Source organism: Arcanobacterium wilhelmae (assembly GCF_029632765.1).
Classification (GTDB): Bacteria; Actinomycetota; Actinomycetes; order Actinomycetales; family Actinomycetaceae; genus Arcanobacterium; species Arcanobacterium wilhelmae.
Window position 1 is genome coordinate 153,829 of the sequence record NZ_CP121247.1, and the last position, 18,520, is coordinate 172,348.

Genomic DNA, 18,520 nt, shown 5'->3' on the forward strand with positions numbered 1-18,520 from the left:
CTTTCACAACCACCCCTCACGTCGCGGCATGAATGAAATCAGCGTGGCTGACCTTGATCACTCCATGATTTCGCGGCGGTCCTCGCTCCACATCGTGTGGAACGTGCCCTCCTTATCGACACGCTGGTAGGTGTGTGCACCGAAGAAATCGCGCTGCGCCTGGATCAGGTTGGCAGGCAGGCGTGAGGCGCGAACGCCGTCGTAGTAGGACAGCGAGGAGGCGAATGCTGGAACCGGCAGGCCGGCCGCGGTAGCGAAACCAACAACCTCGCGCCAGGCTGCGGTGGCTGTCGTGATCACATCGGTGAAGAACGGGGCCGCGAGCAGGAGCGGGAGCTCCGGATCGGCGGCGTACGCCTCGGTAATGCGGTTGAGGAACTGTGCGCGGATGATGCAGCCGCCACGCCAGATGCGTGCCATCGCGCCAAGCTCCACGTTCCATCCAAACTCCTCCGAGGCGGCGCGGATCAGCTCGAAGCCCTGCGAGTAGGCAACAACCTTCGAGGCGTAGAGTGCCAGGCGGATCGACTCAATGAAGGCTTCCTTATCGGCGACTTCAGGAACGTTTACTTCCGACGGGAACACCTCGGCAGCAGCGGCGCGCTGTGGAACCGAGCCGGAAAGCGCGCGAGCGAACGTGGCCTCCGCGATCCCAGTAACCGGAACGCCCATGCCGGCACCGTTCTGAACCGTCCACGCGCCAGTGCCCTTCTGGGCGGCGCGATCGGCGATAATATCGACGAACGGGCGGCCAGTTTCGGCGTCCATGTGGTGCAAAACCTCGGCGGTGATCTCGATCAGGTAGGACTCGAGTTCTCCCTTATTCCACTGAGCAAAAACATCGCCAATTTCCGGCGCGCTCATGCCCAGGCCAGCGCTCATGAGGTTGTAGGCCTCGGCGATCAGCTGCATATCGGCATACTCGATGCCATTGTGAACCATCTTGACGAAGTGGCCGGCGCCATCGGGGCCAACGTACGTTGCGCACGGAACGCCATCCACGTGTGCCGAGATCTTCTCGAGCATCGGGCCGAGGCGCTGATAGGATTCCGGCGTGCCGCCAGGCATGATCGACGGGCCGTTCAGCGCGCCCTCTTCGCCACCGGAAACGCCCATGCCCACGAAGTGCAGGTCGCGCTCGCGAAGTGCTGCCTCGCGGCGGCGTGTGTCGGTGTACAGAGCGTTGCCAGCGTCGACGATGATGTCGCCTTCGTCCATCAGATCGGCGAGCTGCTCGATCACGGCGTCGGTGGCGGGGCCAGCCTTGACCATGATGATCGCTACGCGCGGGGTGGAAAGCGAGGCAACGAAATCTTCCATCGACTCTGCCGGGTAGAATTCTCCGTCTGTGCCGTGATCGGCGATCACCTTTTCGGTTTTCGCGACGGAACGATTGTGGATCGCCACCTTATATCCGTTGCGGGCCAGGTTGCGGGCCAGGTTAGAGCCCATCACTGCCATGCCGGTTACGCCAATATCGGCAACGCCGTCGGGCGCCTTTTCGAAGACCATGTTTCTCCTTTGGACAATTCGTTGACGCCATGATTTTACGCGGCGCACGGGCAAGTGGATAGGTGGTCACCCTCAGGCGAACACGCGCCTCGTCGTCGCCAGCCCCGACGACGACGGTGAAGTTCCAGCGCAAGCTGGGCGTCGAGGCTCTTTTTTGGGGGAAAACACGTGACGTTACTCGTTCGTAACCGAGTGTTGCCCAACTGTAACGTGATACGAGCCCCAAGGCGTCAGTGTTCTCCAAAAACTGTCGTACCCCGGTGCTAGCCTGAAACACGTACTTTTGGAAGGAGTAGCTGTGACACAAACCCAACAACCGATGCAGGGCGATCATCCGCGCATTATCGGCCTCGATGGCCTTCGCGCCATCGCCGCCGGCATCGTGGTGCTCTACCACCTGTTGCCGAACACTGTGCCGGTGGGGTTTGTCGGTGTCGATGTGTTCTTCGTGATCTCCGGATTCTTGATCACCTCGCTTCTGCTGCGCGAAGGTCAGGTCACCGGCCGTATTCGGTTTGGGCGCTTCTGGATGCGGCGCTTCAGGCGCCTCTTTCCTGCGGTGATTGTTGCTGCACTCGGATCGGCTGCGATTGCATCACTCATCGGTGGGGACGTCACGACCGGACTTCGCTGGCAGCTCACAGGCGCGCTGAGTGGAACCTACAACTGGTTCCAGATCGCCCATAGCTCCTCATATTTCGACGCGTCTAACCCGCTTCTCCTCACCAACTTGTGGTCGCTCGCGGTGGAACTCCAATTCTATTTCGTGTGGCCGATCGTGCTGATTCTCCTCGTGGCATTCGTGCGAGAGAAGAAGTTCCGTGTGGCGGTAGCCGTCGCCCTCGCCGCGCTTTCTGTGGGGTGGCACGCCTATCTCACGAGCGCGGATGTGACCCGCGCCTATGTGGGCACGGATTCGCACTCATTTGGCCTGATGATCGGGGCTGCGCTCGCGCTCGCCTTGCCGCAGGTGATGGTTGAGCGCTTGCCCGATGCGTCGCGCAACTGGGGGCGCAGCGCATTCGCTGCGCTGATCGCACTGATCACGTTCGGGATCTTCGCGCCCGATGGCGCATGGATGTATCCGTGGGGCATGGCGATCGCCTCGATTCTTTCGGCGGTGATCATCCGAGGAATGCTCCCCGATGTTCGCAGTGGAATTGGTCCATACCTGGCCGGGTTGCTCGAGGCTCGCCCTATGGTGTGGCTCGGTCAGCGCTCGTATGGAATCTACCTGTGGCATTGGCCGCTGTGGGTGATCTTCTTCTACACCTTCGAAATCAACGCCGCGGTGGAAGCGGTCATTATCGTTGCTCTGTCAATCATCTTGGCACATCTGTCATACACGTTCGTGGAGAACCCCATCCGTACTCAGACGTTCGCCGGTTGGTTCCGTGGGGTGCGAACGTCGGTCAGCAGGGCAGTCGTTTACGGCGTCATCGGCGCGTTCCTGGTAGGAACGTGCGCGTATGGTGCTGTCACCTCCTCGAATATGACATCCGCCCAGCTCCTCGTTCAGCAGGGCAAGGAGGCCCTGGAACGCAGCCAGGAGCAGGCCGAGGCGGATCATGCCCACGATGCTCCGTCGCAGTCCCCTGAACCGAAGCAATCGAGCGCTCCGCCGTCAAAGTCGCAGAGCGCCGCCCCTGCCCCACAGGATAAGAATCCGAACCCAGTGAAGGGTAACCAGGTCACCGTGATCGGTGATTCAGTCACCCTCGCATCTGCTCCTGCGCTTGTGGATGCTTTGCCTGGCATCTATATCGACGCCGAGATCTCCCGTTCGATCCAGAAAGCGCCCGCGGTGGCGGCCAAGCTCCACGATCAGGGCAAGCTCAAAGAATACGTGGTGATCGCGCTCTCCACGAATGGAAACCTCCCGGACGTGTGGGTCAACAAGCTCTTCGACGCCGTCGGGGATGGGCACAAGTTCGTCTTCGTGACCGGCTCCGCACCGGCATACGCCACATGGGTTCCCCAGGCGAACAAGCAGATCGCGGCGCTCGCCAAGAAATACCCGGATCGAGTGCGGGTGGCCGACTGGGCGCCCATCGCCAAGGCAAATCAAGACAAGATCGCCCCCGATCATATTCACCCTGAGCCGTCTGGATCCCAGCTCTACGCTGCCGAGGTGAAACGAGCACTCGAGAGCTTCTAGTGGCCCAACGCAGGGCGTCGAACCTCCCTGAGCGAAAGCCATAGCTTTCCACAATCGAGCTGCGAAGCTAATGGCTTGTTACCGAAGAATCGCAAGTGGCGGATCCCCTCGGGGATCCGCCACTTGCGATTCTTCGGTGTTTGATCAGCTCAGAGCCGCATTCACTACAGCCTTGGCTTCCTCCTGTACCTTCGCCAGGTGCTCTGCACCCTTGAAGGATTCGGCGTAGATCTTGTACACATCCTCCGTACCAGACGGACGGGCCGCGAACCACGCGTTCTCGGTGACAACCTTCAGGCCACCGATTGCCGCATTGTTCCCTGGAGCCTGCGTGAGCTTGTCGAGGATCGGCTCGCTCGCAAGCTCGGTTGCAGCCACGTCTGCCGGCGAGAGCGCGGCGAGCTTCGCCTTCTGCTCCTTCGACGCCGGGGCGTCAATACGCGCATACTCGCTTGCTCCATATTTGGCCACGAGTTCACGGTGGATCGCCGACGGGCTTGTGCCCGTCACGGCCATGATCTCGCTGGCCAACAGATCCATGATCAGGCCGTCCTTATCGGTGGTCCACACACCCCCGTTCATGCGCAGGAACGAACCGCCGGCGCTCTCCTCACCGCCAAAGCCAACTTCGCCAGAGATCAGGCCAGGCACGAACCATTTAAAGCCAACCGGCACCTCAACCACGCGCTTGCCGATACCCGCGCCCACACGGTTAATCAGCGACGAGGAAACCAACGTCTTGCCAATACCCGCGCCCGCCGGCCACTGATCACGGTGCGTGAACAGGTAGTCGATCGCAACCGCAAGGTAATGGTTCGGGTTCATCAGCCCGGCGTCGGCGGTGACGATACCGTGACGGTCCGAATCGGCGTCGTTACCCGTGGCAATATCGAACGGGGCTGCACCGCTGGCGGTCTGCATACGCGCAACCAGCGACGCCATCGCGTACGGGCTCGAGCAATCCATGCGGATCTTGCCGTCCCAGTCCAGAGTCATGAAGCTCCAACGCGGATCCACTTGCGGGTTCACCACCGTCAGATCCAGGCCGTAACGCTCGCCGATCGCACCCCAGTACTCGGCCGAGGCGCCACCCATCGGATCCGCGCCAATACGCACCCCAGCCGAACGGATCGCGTCGAAGTTAATCATCGACGCCAGGTCGTCTACGTAGGCCGAGAGGTAATCGTGGCCGCGGGTCGTTTCGGCATTCTTCGCCTGCTCGTACGGCACTCGGGCCACATTGCGCCAACCCTCGCGCAGAATCTCATTCGCGCGGGCCGCGATCCACTTGGTGGCCTCTGTGCCCGCAGGGCCGCCGTGAGGCGGGTTGTACTTGAAGCCGCCGTCGCGAGGCGGGTTATGCGACGGGGTCACGACGATGCCGTCCGCAAGGCCCGGGCCGTGCGTGCGCACACCGTCTACCGTATCGGCGCCATTCGCGGTGAGAATCGCGAGGGAAACCGCCGGCGTTGGTGTCCACGAGCCGCGCGCATCTACGCGCACCTCCACGCCGTTCGCGGCGAGCACTTCGAGAGCGGTGCGCTCGGCAGGCTCGGACAGGGCGTGAGTATCGCGGCCGATATACAGCGGACCATCCGTGCCCTGCATGCGGCGATACTCCACGATCGCCTGAGTGGTGGCCACGATGTGGGCCTCGTTGAAGGCGCCGTCGAAGGCGGAACCGCGGTGGCCGGATGTTCCGAAAACTACCTGCTGGGCGGGGTTTTCCGGATCGGGTTCGATGGAGTAATAGGCTGAAATAAGTGCGTCAACGTCGATCAGATCTTCGGGCGTTGCTGGCAATCCTGCTCGTTCATTCATGCCTCTATTTTTGCACACTTCGCGCTGCTCACCTCCGACCCAGGGCCTACGTTGATGCGGCGCGTTGCGCATGCATGGAAGAACGCCAACTCACGACGTCGAAGAGCTGCTCGCGACGTCGGGGCGCCAGTTCCGGACCGTGGGACTCGCGTGAGGGGCGCGTTAACGACGCACAGCCACCTTGACCGTGCCGAAGTTGCGAACCTCCCAGGTGGTTCCCGGCCAGCGCTTCGCAACTTCGCTGCGCACCTCGGTGCTTGTCTTGTCGGAGACGATCCAGTAATCAGGAACGTTGGAGCCGATCGTCTGATCGAGGTACACGATGTTCCCAGGTACGAGGTAGGCAAGGTGGCGCAAGTCTGAGGCGACGCGCGCACCTTCAGGGATTGTTGCCAGCGCAACGGTCGAATCCGCAGGATTGCCGACGTAGGCGCGATTTTTCACGAGCTTGGGGGCGCCTGTCCAGGTAACGAACGCCGTGATGACGAGCGACGCAGCTACCCCCACGCCGACCCACCGGCGTCGGGTCGCTACTGGTAGAGAGCGAAGCGTCAGCCGCTCGAGCGCGTCTGCAGCGGCGAGCACAACGATCGGCATCACAACAGCGCTGTAGTGCCACTGCCAGCCCCAGTAGGTTTCGGTGTCGCCCGCGAAACGCCACACGAATGTGGGAAGGGCAACGAGGACAAGCGGGGAGCGCAGGCACACCAGCGCGCCGAGCGCCGCCGTGATCACGAGGGTCACGAGCTTCGTGCCGGGGACAAAGAAACCCGCGGCAATCTCCACCACGGAACGGTCCACTTTCGACGCGTAATCCCACTGGCCGCCGGTATTAAACGCGGGCAGAATCACGACCACTTCGAGCACAAACCACACCAGCCCCCATGCGGCGAGTGCGAGCCAGAGCGTGCGATCATCGATCCGGTGAAGCGCACTCGCCCACGACGTCGTCGCCGCAGCTTTCGTCGAATGCGAGGCGTTCCGGCGGCGCGAAACACGCCCCGACGTCGTCGGGTGGGAGGCAGACTTCGCGGCGCGCCGCGCGAGCCACCACGCAACGAGAGCGAACGCGAGCACCGTGAGCGGCAGATCTTCTTTGACGAAAACGAGTGCGCCGATCAGGGCCGTGGCCGCGAAGCTTTGGCCACGCAGATACGCAACCAAACCGAAAGCAAGCAACGGAACCGCGAACGCGATCTCATGGAACTGGCTCCACGCAGCGTTCCAGATCCCCCAGCTCAGGGCATAGGAAACGGGAAGCGCCCAGCCGATCCAGCGCGCATACCCCGCCCGGCGCACCGCAATCGGCACGTACCAGGCGACCGGTATGACGGATAGTGCGAAGAGCGCGTTCTGCGTAACTAGGAGCGTCAGGCCCGAAGGCACCACCCAGTACAGCGGCGTGAGGAGCAGCAGAATCGGGTGGAAATGATCGCCCCACAGGTTAAAGCCCGGGCCTTTGATATCCACGATCGGCTCGGCGAAGTGCGAATACTGTTCAATCAGCTGCGTAAAGATTCCCAAATCCCACGACGGCGCCACATAGTTGTTCCACTGCCACACGCTGATCAGTGTCAGTGCGAGGAACTGGGCGAGTGCGAGGAGTAGTGCGAATTCGGAGCGGAACATCGCCGGCAGGCGCCACTTTCCGGGTACTGGTTGCACGGGTTTCGACGCCGGGGTGTCAGCTTTCGTGTGTGGGGTTCCGGCGCGCGGCGGCGCTGGTTGTGCCGCTTGCCCCTGTGGCGCAACTTGGTGCGAGCGTGAGCGGTGGGAGGCCTGGCGTGATTGTGTGGCGGAATCGGGCGCAAAGTGGCGGGCGGCCATTAAATGATCCCCTTCTTTGTTGAGATGCGCAGTGCGATCCAGCCGAGGGGGACGCGGCCCCAGAAGGTGAACAGGCGGTAGAGCACTGCGGTGGACAGGGCAATGGAGGTTGGGATACCGGCGAGGACCAGGCCTCCCGTGAGGGCCGCCTCAACGGGGCCGACGCCGCCGGGGGAGGGGACAACTGAACCGACCGAGTTCGAGATCAGGTAGGTCACCGCAAGGGTGATGAGCGGCAGGCTGTGCCCGAAGGACTGGAGTGCGAAGCCGAAGCAGGCAACGAAAGCGGCGGTCATGATGAGGGAACCACCGAATCCGACGACGATGCGGTGCGGGTGTGCGGCGAGCCAGAGCAGGCGCGGCCAGACCTGTTCGATCGTCGGCTGGATTTTTGCGAGAACCCATCGGCGCAGCGGGCGGATGAAGAACAGGCTCGCGACGGCGAGGATTCCGATCCCGATTGCGACCTGCACTGTGCCCGAGGGAAGTGAGAGGTTCCCGAGATCGCCAGTGACTAGCGACAGCAGGATGAGGAGGCCCACAGTGGCGAGGAACTGCCCGACTTGCACGACAGCGACCGTGGCGACAGCCGCCGCAGTGCCCACGCCTTTCTTTTGGAGGAAACGGAGGTTCAGGGCTGCGGGGCCGACGCCGGCCGGCGCTACTAACGTAACGACGGAGGCGGCGACCTGCACGAGTACCGATTCACCGTAGGGCACGTTTTCTTGAGTGAATGCTTTCAGCGAAAGTGCAGCCCCGAGGTAGGTGGCGAGGCCCGCAACGAACGAGGCCACCATCCACCAGGGGTTCGCTGTGCGGATTGCGGCGGCAACATCGTTGAAGTTCATTGAGGTGAACAGAATGTAGAGCGCGATCACGCCGAGGGTCACGGTGATGACCGTCTTTGGCTGGAAGCGGGCGACTTCGACGTCGGGTATTTCCCGGGCCTCCGGGACCTGCTGGATCAGCGCGTCGCGAAGGTGATCGAATCCCTTGTTCCGAGCAAACGCGGAGCGGGTCTCCTCGGGCATCACGGGGAGTTGGAGGAATGGGGCGAGAGCGACGATCTGATCGAGTGGCATACATCGTGACAGTGAGGCAACTGTACGCTCGACTCCTACGATTGTTGCGAGCATTGCAGTAGCTTGTGCAAGGTCGATTTGCCGCCATGCTTCGGCAGCGAAGAGGCTTCCCTCATACCAGGATGTGAGGTCGAGCGAATCGGGGCGCACCTTCACGACGCCTGCGTGGATCTGCCCGTGGGAGGCTCCGGTGCGGTGCATGGCTCCCAGCCGTTCCCACAGGGAATCGATCTGTTCGTCGGTGATGAGCTCGGGTTTTGTCTCGGCCAGGAGGGGAGCGGCATCTGCGGGAAACACGAGGAGTGTGGTTCCGGATCGTTGGTTGAGCCCGACGAGCTCGAGTGAAGTGCCGCCGAGCTGGTGTGCCCGGCTCGAGAGCAGGACCGCGTGCTCGACTCCCGTGTCGTAGGATTCGGCGACCCACTTCATTGGGGTCTTGAATCGTAGGCGCTCAAGGAGATTCTCCAGATGCGACAGCGCGACCCTCTCGTAGTCGATTGCGCCAATATGGAACGCTTGCCCGACGGCGTCGAGAGCGATGTAGTTGCGTGTGATCGCTTCGGAGCGCGGCACAACATAGGAATTGCGTGTGAGCTCATAGAGAGGATCGGGACGGATGACGGCTTCGGTGACCTGGCCGACGGTGTCGACTTCGCTGAGGTCAGCGTCGCCCGGCTTGCTGAGAGTGGTTGCGGCCCACACCGATTTCAACTGTTCGAGGCCTTCACGATTGGTGACCTCGAGTGGTCCCGACACCGTAATATCCCATGCGGACAGTTCGCCCATGAGGCCGCTATCAACACGGATCAGTTTGACGACGTCGACGCCCGCCTGGCGTACAGCCCTCACGAGCGACCCGCCTGAGGACAGCGCGGGCCGTGAGCCAACAATGTACCGGGCAAGGAAGCCGCTCATGATGCCGGAAAGAACAGTGAAAACGGCGCCAGAGAGCGACTGCTCACCCTGAATCACGCTGAGAACCGTGACGATTCCCATCGCCCACCAGCTACCGCGGACTATCCGAGAATCGCGGGTTGACCCTGCAACGATCAGCATTGATGCGACCACTGCCACGAACGGGATTGAAGATCGAAGCGGGTTGGCGTGCTCCACAGATGCCGAGGGTGGGAGGGAGGCCGCCGGGAGAATGAACGTGATCGCGAACCTGATTGCGTGGGTAATCGTCACGGCGAGGAGAATTCCGACGCCGAGCTGGCCCAGGTTGCGCCACCGACGCTTCCAGATGAGCTGGCCAAGAATCACAAGCGGGATAATGAAGGACACGAGGCCTTCGGCAACGTTGATTGGCACGATCAGGACATTACTGACCAGGCTTGAGGTTGCATCCCGGACGTCGGTGGTGACGGCTGTGGTGGTGGTTCGCGCGTAGATCGCGAGAACGATGGTGAAGGCGATAATGAGGAAAACCTGCATCGCTGCGATCAGATCGGCGGGGCGCCTCGCCCACTGCTGCTCGGCGTCGACAAGGAGTACCTCACGCGACGGTGAGGTACCCGATGCCTGCTGGTTTTCGTCCATAACGTGCAGTTTACCTGCTGGTTTAGTTCTGCCGCACTCACGCCCTACGGAGGCGCAAAGAATTGAGTACCACGATCACCGATGAGGAGGCCATCGCTGCTGCAGCCAGGCCCGGAGCAATCACCCCGAACGCTGCGAGCGGGATAGCAATGATGTTGTATCCGAAGGCCCAGGCGAGGTTTTGTTTGATGACGGCGAGAGTCCGTGACGCCACTCGCAAGGCGGTGCTGAGCGAGGAAATCTCGGAGTTGACGATCGTCATGTCTGCAGTAGCCTTGGCAACATCAGTGCCACTTCCCATCGCGATCGACAGATCAGCTGCGGCGAGTGCTGCGGCGTCGTTCACGCCATCTCCGACCATGGCCACGCGCTGACCGGCCGCGATCAGCTCGTTGACGATTTCTAGCTTCTGAGCAGGCAAGACTCCAGCATGGACATTTGCAATTCCTACCGCCTGGGCGACGCGCGCGGCGGCTGCGGGCTGATCGCCGGTGGCGAGGTGAATACTGATGCCATGGCCTGCAAGGGAGCGCACTGTGGCACCCGCGTCAGGGCGAATCATATCCGACACCGAGATCACGCCGATCAGTTCCTGCCCACGAGCAACGAACACTGCCGAAGCGCCGTCTTGTGCGTGGACGGAGTCGGTAACCTTTACACCTTCGGATTCGAGCCAGGCCCGAGTGCCGGCACGAACGGTACGATCATCGATCCTGCCCGACACTCCCCGCCCCGGAATCGCATAGAAATTGTTGAGTTCTCGCACTTCGAGCCCGTCGTCGTGAGCCTTGGCCACGATTGCTCGGGCGATCGGGTGCTCAGAATGAGCTTCGGCTGATGCTGCCAGCGTGAGAACCTCGACAGTGGTGTGCTCCGGCGCCGCATCAACAGCGGAAACCGACATGCGGCCCGTGGTGATCGTGCCCGTTTTATCCAGCACAATCACATCGATCCCGTGCGCGCGCTCGAGCACTTCAGCGCCAGAGATCAGAATGCCAGATCGAGAAAGAGTGCCAGAGCCAACAAGGAGCGCAGTGGGCGTAGCAAGCCCCAGAGCGCACGGGCACGCCACCACGAGGATCGTGATCGCAGACGTGAGCGCACCCTCAACGCCATTGCCCACGAATACCAGGCGGATCAGGAAGACGAGCACCGCCAGCGAAATCACGGCTGGTACGAATACCGCCGAGATCCGGTCTGCGAGCCGCTGAACGGGCGCTTTGCCTGTTTGTGCTTCCGTCAGGAGGCGGCCCATCTGCGCAAGAGTGGTCTCTTCGCCGACCCGGGTTGCCTGAACATCGAGGGAACCGAGCGTATTCAGAGTTCCCCCGATGACACCGGCGCCGACGCCCACGTTCACGGGGAGAGATTCGCCGGTAACCAAGGAAGCATCGATTGCAGATTCGCCACTGACCACCATGCCGTCGACAGGGACGGTTTCGCCTGGGCGGACTCGCACAATATCCCCGACTTGAAGGGAATCAGCCGGTACAACGACGTCGGTGTGCGTGCCGTCCGCACGCTGGATGAGGTACGCGCTCTTCGCTCCCATCTCCAGGAGCGAGCGCAACGCATCCCCCGCACTGCGGCGCGACTTCGCCTCCAGCCACCGCCCGAGGAGCAAGAACGTGACAATCATGGCGGCAGTTTCGAAATACACATGCGACGCCGCATGGCCCAGGCCGTGGATCCCGCTCATCGACATGCGGTAATCCAATGCTCCCGCACCTCCTGCGATCATGGCCCACGCGGACCATCCCATCGAGGCGATCACACCGAGTGAGACAAGGGTATCCATCGTGGTCGATCCGTAACGGCCCGCGCGGAAAGCCGCGCGATGGAACGGCCACCCACACCAGAACGCGACAACCAGTGCGAGGGCTCCAACAACGTATTGCCAGGTAGGGAACTGGAGCGCCTCCACCATCGAAATCGCGATAATCGGCACAGAAAGCACCGCCGAGATGACGAACCGGCGCCACAAATCGGCGACCCGCGCCCGCGCCGCAGCCGCAGCAGCCGCTTCAACAACATCCGGATCGACACCAGTATTCACAGCGGAGCGGGTTCCATCCCCACCAACTTCGACGCGCCGGATTGCACTCGCACCGTAACCAGCCTTTTCGACGACGGCTACCAGATCGGCGTCGGAGATCCCGGCCGCTTGCGGGGAAAGAGTGACGTGTGCGCGCTCCGTAGCGAGGTTCACGACGGCGCTCACGCCAGGAACTTTTTTGAGCTTACGTTCCACACGGTTCGCACACGACGCGCAGGTCATCCCGGTGACCGCGAGATCAACCTCAGCAACGATCGTATCCAGATCTTTTTCACTCATCCTGCTTTGTACCTCCGTTGCACCCAACGCCACCGGCACGGTGATTCTTCCCAGCTGTCGGACACCATCGTCGCATCGGGGTACGACAGTTTTTCGCGGTCACTTTTCTTTAGTCGTATCGTGGCCAGAAAATACGTGTGGGCGACGGGAATCTACCCGTCGCCCACACTCATCGAAGATTCCTTCGAACGGAAATTAGCCGATCGACACCAGCTCGAAGCCAGCTTCTTCGATCGCGCCCTTCAGCTCATCCTTGTTTGCCGCGGCGCCGTCGTTCAGGAAAACATCCACATTCGACACGCCACCGCTGACCAGCTCGACACTCACATTCGACACTGAATCGAGGGCGGTGAGCTCTTCGGTCACCGACATCACGCAGTGGCCGCAGGTCATCCCCTGCACACCCAACTTCACAGTCTCAGCAGCCATTTCGGCTCCTTCCTCACATTTCAGCGATGCAACCGAGGTGCTCGACACTCGAGACCTCTCAGCCACAATCACTTCTCAGTCTTTTCCTCGCCGCGCACGATACCAGCTGCAAGATCGGTGCTGCGCAACTGCTGCGGCGTCAGCGAAGGTAGTTCGAGATCCTCAAGCTTCTCGGCCCCCGCGCGCGGGAGCATCCACTGAAGAACCTCGTCCCCATGGGTGAACGCCGCGAGCTCATTGATCCATTCCCGCGAATCCACCTGATCGGCGAATTCCGGCTCGGCAGTGGCGTTCAGGTTGAGATTCGCATTGCCGTCGTTCTTCACCTGGATCACGATCTGCAAGAACGCAGCCTTCCCCGCCTTCGCATACAGCTCCTTCAAGCGGCGCATGTACAGCAGGGCTGCGGTGGGAACAACACGCAGGCGTGCGCCGCGCTCATCTTCAAGGAGCGCCATGCCGTCCCAGATCGTCGAGGCGCCAACGAGCTGTGCGCGCACCCACTCTTCCTGCCAAGTCGGCGGGGCAGTGGCGACGATCAAGGCTGTTGCCGACTGCAACAAAGTCTCTTCCGAATCGAGATCCACAGGGTTCGGTTCGGTGACTGTGACTGCCGGACGGCTGCTCATATCCCATCCATCCGGGCGAGCCTGCTGACGCATCTGGTTCTCGATCGCGTCGATCTCTGCCACGGCCGCGAACCAGCCGGTGGTCGCACGCTGGAAGGATGCCCCCTCGCAATACGGGGCGTCAGTCAGCAGCGACACCACCTGGAAAGCGAAGCCACCTTCAGGGGTGATCACGCCGCGAATCGCGCGCACCGGCACGCCGGACAGCTTGCCCATGATGAGGTCGGTATGAACATCGAGATCGTCTTCGTAGGCGATACGCTTGGCCCACATTCCGCTCTCGAGCTCCTCAAAGCCTGCCTCGCCTTCCGGCTCCGACGGAGAAACGAGGGTCACCGATACCGGCTTGCCGGCGTCGTTCACTTCCACATCCGCCGGGACAGAACCCCACTCGCGGGTGACAACAGCGCCAATGAACTGCGAGGGAACACCAGCCTTAAACGTGCCAGTTTCGACGTTCTCCCAGCCCCATGCGATGCCGTGGTACACGCCGAGCAGTGTGCGCTCGCCGTCCGCCGCCAAGCGGAAGAGCTTCGAGCCGATCGGGATGCGGGTGGGATCCATTAGAAGCAGCGGCGTTTCCACACCCTCCGCCTTTGCCACGCCCGACCCGTCGAACGGCGCGTAATCCACCACACCGCCCTGGAACGCGCCTTCGGTGAGCGGACCGGCAGCCACGCGGGTCTGAACAAACGGATCTGCCGGAACCTCAAGATAGTGAATCGGCTGGTCGTCCGCGAAAGGCGTGCCGGGGAAACGCAGCGAACACAAGTCAATCAGGCCGGCCGGCGTCGCAACCTTGCGGCCCTCGCTCGCCTCGACTCCGTAGCCGCCCACAAGCTCGTAGCCCTCGTTCAGGTAAGAATCCGCCTGCGAATCAGAGACGGGAAGCAGATAGGTGATCACAAATCCTCCTTGGAAAAGACTGCTCCCAGCCTACCGGTTTTGGCCGATTTTCGCGCACTTCGCGGCGTTTTCCAGTGATCCATTCCCGACGCCGGTGCGCGAGTTGCGCTCTCGGGCTAAGCCGAGCTGCCGGTCACCTCACGCTCGGCGACCACAACGAAACGACGGGGACGAGCGTGTGCCCGTCCCCGTCGTCGGCGAAAAAAATCAGCCCTTGCGCGAGTTGCGCTTCCAGATGCGAATCACGAACCACGAAACGATCGCGAGAACAACGATCACCGCGATCACCGTGGAAAACTGTGAAACAACGCCCTCCACCTTGTTCCAATTCGCCCCCAACGCGTAACCTGCCGAAATCAACGCCGTGTTCCAGATCGCCGAACCGGCTGCCGTGAGCACAACGAACTTGCCAAATGGCTCCTTCACAACGCCCGCCGGCAAAGAAATCAGGGAACGGAAAATCGGCAAGCAGCGGCCGAAAAACACGGTTGGCCCGGAATACTTCGTGAAGAACGCTTCCGTCTTATCGACGTCGGACATTTTCATGAACGGGATCTTCGACATGAACAAACGCGTGCGCTCGCGTCCGAACCAGCGGGCAATCCAATACAGGATAATCGCGCCGAGGACTGAGCCGATCGTTGCCCACACAATCGCGCCAACCAGCGAAAATGCGTTGCCTTGCTTCGCGGTGAAACCTGCGAGTGGCAAGAAAACCTCCGAAGGTAGAGGCGGGAACAGGTTCTCCAACGCGATGATGAACGCGATGCCCGGGCCACCGAGCGCATCCATCACCGACACGGCCCACGCGGCGATCCCGGACAACGAATCAGCGGCGGTCTGCGCCGCCTGCAATGCGAAAAGCTTGGCAAACATGGCTACTCCTTTATTAGTTCAGGGCCTCAACTTCGGCGAAGATCGCTCGAAGCCCCCAGTTCACGGCGCCCACGACGATTCCGCCAAGGAGTGCCCAACCGAAGTTTGCCACCACCAGATGCAGATCGAACGACGTCGTAATCCACGCGGTCAGTTTCAGCATGAGGGCGTTCACAACCACGAAGAACAGGCCCAGCGTGAGCACGTAGAACGGCAGTGCCAGGAACTTCACTACCGGGCGGATCAGCGCGTTCACGCAGGCCAGCACGAGGCCAGCGAGCAGAAAATAGACAACACGCGCACCGGCGTCGCCGAGCGAGGCGAAAACCGAGCCGGGCTTGAGGGCGCCAACGAGCGCAACTCCAGACAGGAGCGCGGTGGCGACCCACAGAGCGATCGCGTTGAAAATGACTGTGATGGAAAACTTCATGGGGTCAGTCTATGGCAGGCGCTCGTGCACAGCGCATAACTCACGGTATGAGGTTCGCCCGTTCTTGAGTGCACACGGTTAGAAGAGGTTTTCGCTGGCCCGCTTGAGCGTGAAACCCTTTCCGGTGAGGGCGTGCCAGCAGGTGACGCCGTCCTTTGCAACAGTGCAGCCGAACCCGTTCGCTGCCACGTTCGTCCCGTAGTCGACGATGTTTGCGGAGCTCACGGCTGTGGCACAGCCGCGTTCGAGCTCGCCCTTTTGGTTGAGGGTGTAGGTTTGCGTTTTGCCCTCGCACGACGCCGGTGTGGATGGATAGTTGTAGACGTTGATCGAGCAGCGCACGTTGTCGGAAGAAAGGGCACAGTGGATGTTCTTCGCCGGCGAGGTGAAGCTCGCGACATTGACGGCGTTTTCCGGGAGCGGCTTCGCGGGGGTGATCCACGTGCCGTCGGCGGCGAGCGCGTTGAGTTGGGGAGCCATTTCCGAATCGGTCAGCGCTCCGAGAAGCGCGACAGTGTAGCTCTTGGGGCACTTGGCGTCGATCGATTTCAGGGCTTTCGTGACGGCGTCTTGGGTTTCGCTGTTCCACGCGCCGTTCGAGACGGCTTGGGTGACGAACTGGGAGAGTTTGGTGGCGTCCTCCGACGTCGGATCGCATGCGGTTTTCTCGGCGATTGTTTCGGGGGTGAACTGCGGGGTTTCGCTCGCCGGTGCGGAAGCGGACTGTTCACTTCCCGACGTCGGTGCGTGTGAGGAGGTGGTGGGCGCGGCAGCCTCAGGCGAGGCGAGGTTTCGGCCCTGGGAGATGACCAGCGCGAATACGAGGATGATCACGAGGGCGAGGAGGGCGGCGGCGCCGATCAAGAAATAGAGTGGCCCTTTACCTTGCAAGAGGGCAACCCCGATGCCGCCGTGCTGTGGCGTGTTTGCTCCAGTGGTGCCGTGGCGCGGGTTTGGTTCGGAGCTCTGTCCGTTAAAGAAGTCGTTGACGCTCACTTATACCTCCTCGGCACCACTCTAAAGCACGAGCGGAGCGTGGAACGAATTATTCCTGCAATGACGGCGGTATTTGCCCCTGCGAGACGCCGGTGTTCGGGCTGCGAGAGCCTGTGCCGATGGTGGGGTGGCGATTGGGTAAGATAGGTGGAGGTGAAAGGAGGATCATGGAATTCGGGCCGAGATCAATTGTTGTTCCCTTGGTTGGAACAACGAAAGCAGTGGTGCTAGAGGAGATTGCCGAGCATCGCGACGTTGCGGATGTTTTCGAGTGGCGGATCGATTTCATGATCGCGAGCCAGCGCAATCCGTCGATGACGGCACTCGGTCATGAGATCATTCCCGCAATGTTCGCGGCTACTGATCGTCCGTTCCTGTTGACGATCCGAACTTTGGAGGAAGGTGGAACAGTCTCGCTCACAGATGGCCGCGTTCGCTTGTTGTTTGCGGAGCTGTTCGATGTGCTGATGCGCTTGCAGGTGGATCCTTCGCGCGTGGTGATCGATCTGGAGTTTTCGATGCCGCAGGTGGCGGAGTTCGTCCGCCGAGCGAGGGCGGCCGGCTACACCACAATGGTCTCGCATCACGAGGGTGTCGATACGCCCGACAACGAGGTGATGCAGTTGATGATCGAGGAGATGCGCGAGGTTGGTGCTGACGTGGTGAAGTTCGTGGTCTCAGCTCGGTCCGAGCATGATCTTGAGCGTTTGTATGAGGTTCTTGACGAGGTTGCGGATCCGTCTCAACCGATCATTTCCTATGCGCAGGGGCCGCTCGGTGTTTCTTCACGTTACGATGCTCTGACGCATGGCTCGGTGGCGACGTTTGTTCCTGCGGGGCACCCGAATCAACCTCGTCTGATTTCTCCTGAGGTTCTCAGGCAGAAGGTCGGTGCGCTCTAGGGATATCCCGTGGCGATAAGAATGCCTCGGGGAAAGATGTCAGTGGCGGTTTCTCGCGAAGATGTTCGCGAGAAACCGCCACTGTGGTTATATGTGTACCGCTACGATCGAATGGGCGATGCACAAAGCTTGCTCGGATGCAGACCGGGAAAGTATTACCAGGCGCAGGGTGGGATAGGGCCGAGATCGGTGAGCTTTCCGTTGGCATTTGCGCCGATAGCTCGAACGACGAATCGTTCGGCTGCGTCGAAGAAAAGGGTGCGCTCGGGTTCCTCCTTGGGAATGCGGCGGCCCGTGAGAGCTCCATTAATCAAAGTGATTGCGATACCAACATCTTGGCGTGGTGCGAGACCATTGTTGATGCACGCCTGGATGATTCCGCGGAGGATCTTTGAAGACTGTGCAACATGCTTGCCCATTTGGCGCGCGGTTTCCGGTGAAACAACCTGGATGAGCGGCGGGCCAGGGGCGCGAAGATAGGCGCGCTCTTGAAGGAGCTGGGAGCGAACGAAGATGCGAAGCTGATCAATGGGGTTCGCTGTTGTTGAGAGGGATTTTTCCACACTCTCCACGTACTCGGAGATCTCGTGGGCAACGAATTCCATGAGGAGATCTTCTTTATCGTGTACGTGGTTGTAGATCGCTGTGCGGCCAATGCCGGCTTCACGTGCGAGATCGGACATTGTGATGCCATCGAATCCGCGTTCTTCCATCAGTTTGGCGAGAGCGCTGAACAGAGCATCCCGAGTGCGCTCACGGTGTTCGGCCAGGTTCGAGCCGATAATCTTCGGCATGGGATTCTCCTTTCTTGTGGTGGCACCTTTAGTTTAGCGCGGGGAAAGAGAGACGATAAGTGGCAATGTGTCATTTCCCTCTCAGGGAAACCTCATCTGGAATGGAGCAGGGTGCAAAAGAGGGCTAACGTCCTAAAAAATCAAAATCCCCGACATAGGTCACCTATGTCGGGGATTTTATGTGGTCGGGGTGGCGGGATTTGAACCCACGGCCTCTTCGTCCCGAACGAAGCGCGCTACCAAGCTGCGCCACACCCCGTTGCGGTTGCAACTCGTTTAGTTTA

General features: G+C 61.1%; 13 protein-coding genes and 1 tRNA gene. 2 read left to right on the top strand and 12 right to left on the bottom strand.

Translation table 11 applies throughout. The annotated features are described in order from the left end of the window. Nucleotides 1-57 precede the first annotated feature (57 nt). Nucleotides 58-1,512: an NADP-dependent phosphogluconate dehydrogenase gene (gene gndA / locus P8A24_RS00735; RefSeq protein ID WP_278058726.1), complete on the bottom strand. Its 1,455-nt coding sequence runs from the start codon at nt 1,510-1,512 to the stop codon at nt 58-60. Between the two features lie 298 nt (nt 1,513-1,810). On the opposite strand from gndA, the gene P8A24_RS00740 reads away from it, so the two are divergent. Then, the gene (locus P8A24_RS00740) at nt 1,811-3,670 is read left to right on the top strand and encodes an acyltransferase family protein (RefSeq protein WP_278058728.1); all 1,860 of its coding nucleotides are present in this window, start codon (nt 1,811-1,813) and stop codon (nt 3,668-3,670) included. A gap of 144 nt (nt 3,671-3,814) precedes the next feature. On the opposite strand, the gene pgm is transcribed toward P8A24_RS00740, so the two are convergent. The 9 genes from pgm to P8A24_RS00785 form a co-directional block, all read right to left on the bottom strand. Beyond that, nucleotides 3,815-5,491: a phosphoglucomutase (alpha-D-glucose-1,6-bisphosphate-dependent) gene (gene pgm, locus P8A24_RS00745; RefSeq protein ID WP_278058731.1), complete on the bottom strand. Its 1,677-nt coding sequence runs from the start codon at nt 5,489-5,491 to the stop codon at nt 3,815-3,817. Between the two features lie 162 nt (nt 5,492-5,653). Further along, on the bottom strand, nt 5,654-7,120 hold the full coding sequence (locus P8A24_RS00750) for a DUF2079 domain-containing protein (RefSeq protein ID WP_278058733.1): 1,467 nt from the start codon (nt 7,118-7,120) through the stop codon (nt 5,654-5,656). A gap of 197 nt (nt 7,121-7,317) precedes the next feature. Continuing rightward, nucleotides 7,318-9,939 carry a lysylphosphatidylglycerol synthase transmembrane domain-containing protein gene (locus P8A24_RS00755; protein WP_278058735.1) on the bottom strand — a complete coding sequence of 874 codons (2,622 nt, stop codon included), beginning with the start codon at nt 9,937-9,939 and terminating at the stop codon, nt 7,318-7,320. A 37-nt stretch (nt 9,940-9,976) separates the two neighbouring features. Next, nucleotides 9,977-12,274 carry a heavy metal translocating P-type ATPase gene (locus P8A24_RS00760; protein ID WP_278058737.1) on the bottom strand — a complete coding sequence of 766 codons (2,298 nt, stop codon included), beginning with the start codon at nt 12,272-12,274 and terminating at the stop codon, nt 9,977-9,979. 195 nt (nt 12,275-12,469) lie between these two features. Continuing rightward, complete coding sequence (locus P8A24_RS00765) at nt 12,470-12,703, bottom strand: heavy-metal-associated domain-containing protein (RefSeq protein ID WP_278058740.1); 234 nt, start codon at nt 12,701-12,703, stop codon at nt 12,470-12,472. Between the two features lie 68 nt (nt 12,704-12,771). Further along, nucleotides 12,772-14,238 carry a hypothetical protein gene (locus P8A24_RS00770; protein ID WP_278058742.1) on the bottom strand — a complete coding sequence of 489 codons (1,467 nt, stop codon included), beginning with the start codon at nt 14,236-14,238 and terminating at the stop codon, nt 12,772-12,774. Nucleotides 14,239-14,445: 207 nt separating this feature from the next. Next, nucleotides 14,446-15,114, bottom strand: coding sequence for a DedA family protein (locus tag P8A24_RS00775; RefSeq protein WP_278058744.1), 669 nt, complete (start codon nt 15,112-15,114; stop codon nt 14,446-14,448). Between the two features lie 13 nt (nt 15,115-15,127). Beyond that, on the bottom strand, nt 15,128-15,544 hold the full coding sequence (locus P8A24_RS00780) for a phage holin family protein (RefSeq protein WP_278058746.1): 417 nt from the start codon (nt 15,542-15,544) through the stop codon (nt 15,128-15,130). A 78-nt stretch (nt 15,545-15,622) separates the two neighbouring features. Further along, nucleotides 15,623-16,540 (bottom strand): hypothetical protein, encoded by a 918-nt coding sequence (locus P8A24_RS00785; RefSeq protein ID WP_278058748.1) that lies wholly within the window; start codon nt 16,538-16,540, stop codon nt 15,623-15,625. A gap of 167 nt (nt 16,541-16,707) precedes the next feature. Between P8A24_RS00785 and P8A24_RS00790 the strand changes: the two genes are divergently transcribed. After that, nucleotides 16,708-17,442: a type I 3-dehydroquinate dehydratase gene (locus P8A24_RS00790; protein ID WP_278058750.1), complete on the top strand. Its 735-nt coding sequence runs from the start codon at nt 16,708-16,710 to the stop codon at nt 17,440-17,442. 155 nt (nt 17,443-17,597) lie between these two features. Here P8A24_RS00790 and P8A24_RS00795 read toward each other — a convergent pair whose 3' ends face one another. Together P8A24_RS00795 and P8A24_RS00800 are read right to left on the bottom strand one after the other, a co-directional pair. Continuing rightward, complete coding sequence (locus tag P8A24_RS00795) at nt 17,598-18,236, bottom strand: TetR/AcrR family transcriptional regulator (protein WP_278058752.1); 639 nt, start codon at nt 18,234-18,236, stop codon at nt 17,598-17,600. A gap of 182 nt (nt 18,237-18,418) precedes the next feature. After that, nucleotides 18,419-18,495 (bottom strand) — tRNA-Pro (locus tag P8A24_RS00800). Between the last annotated feature and the right edge of the window lie 25 nt (nt 18,496-18,520).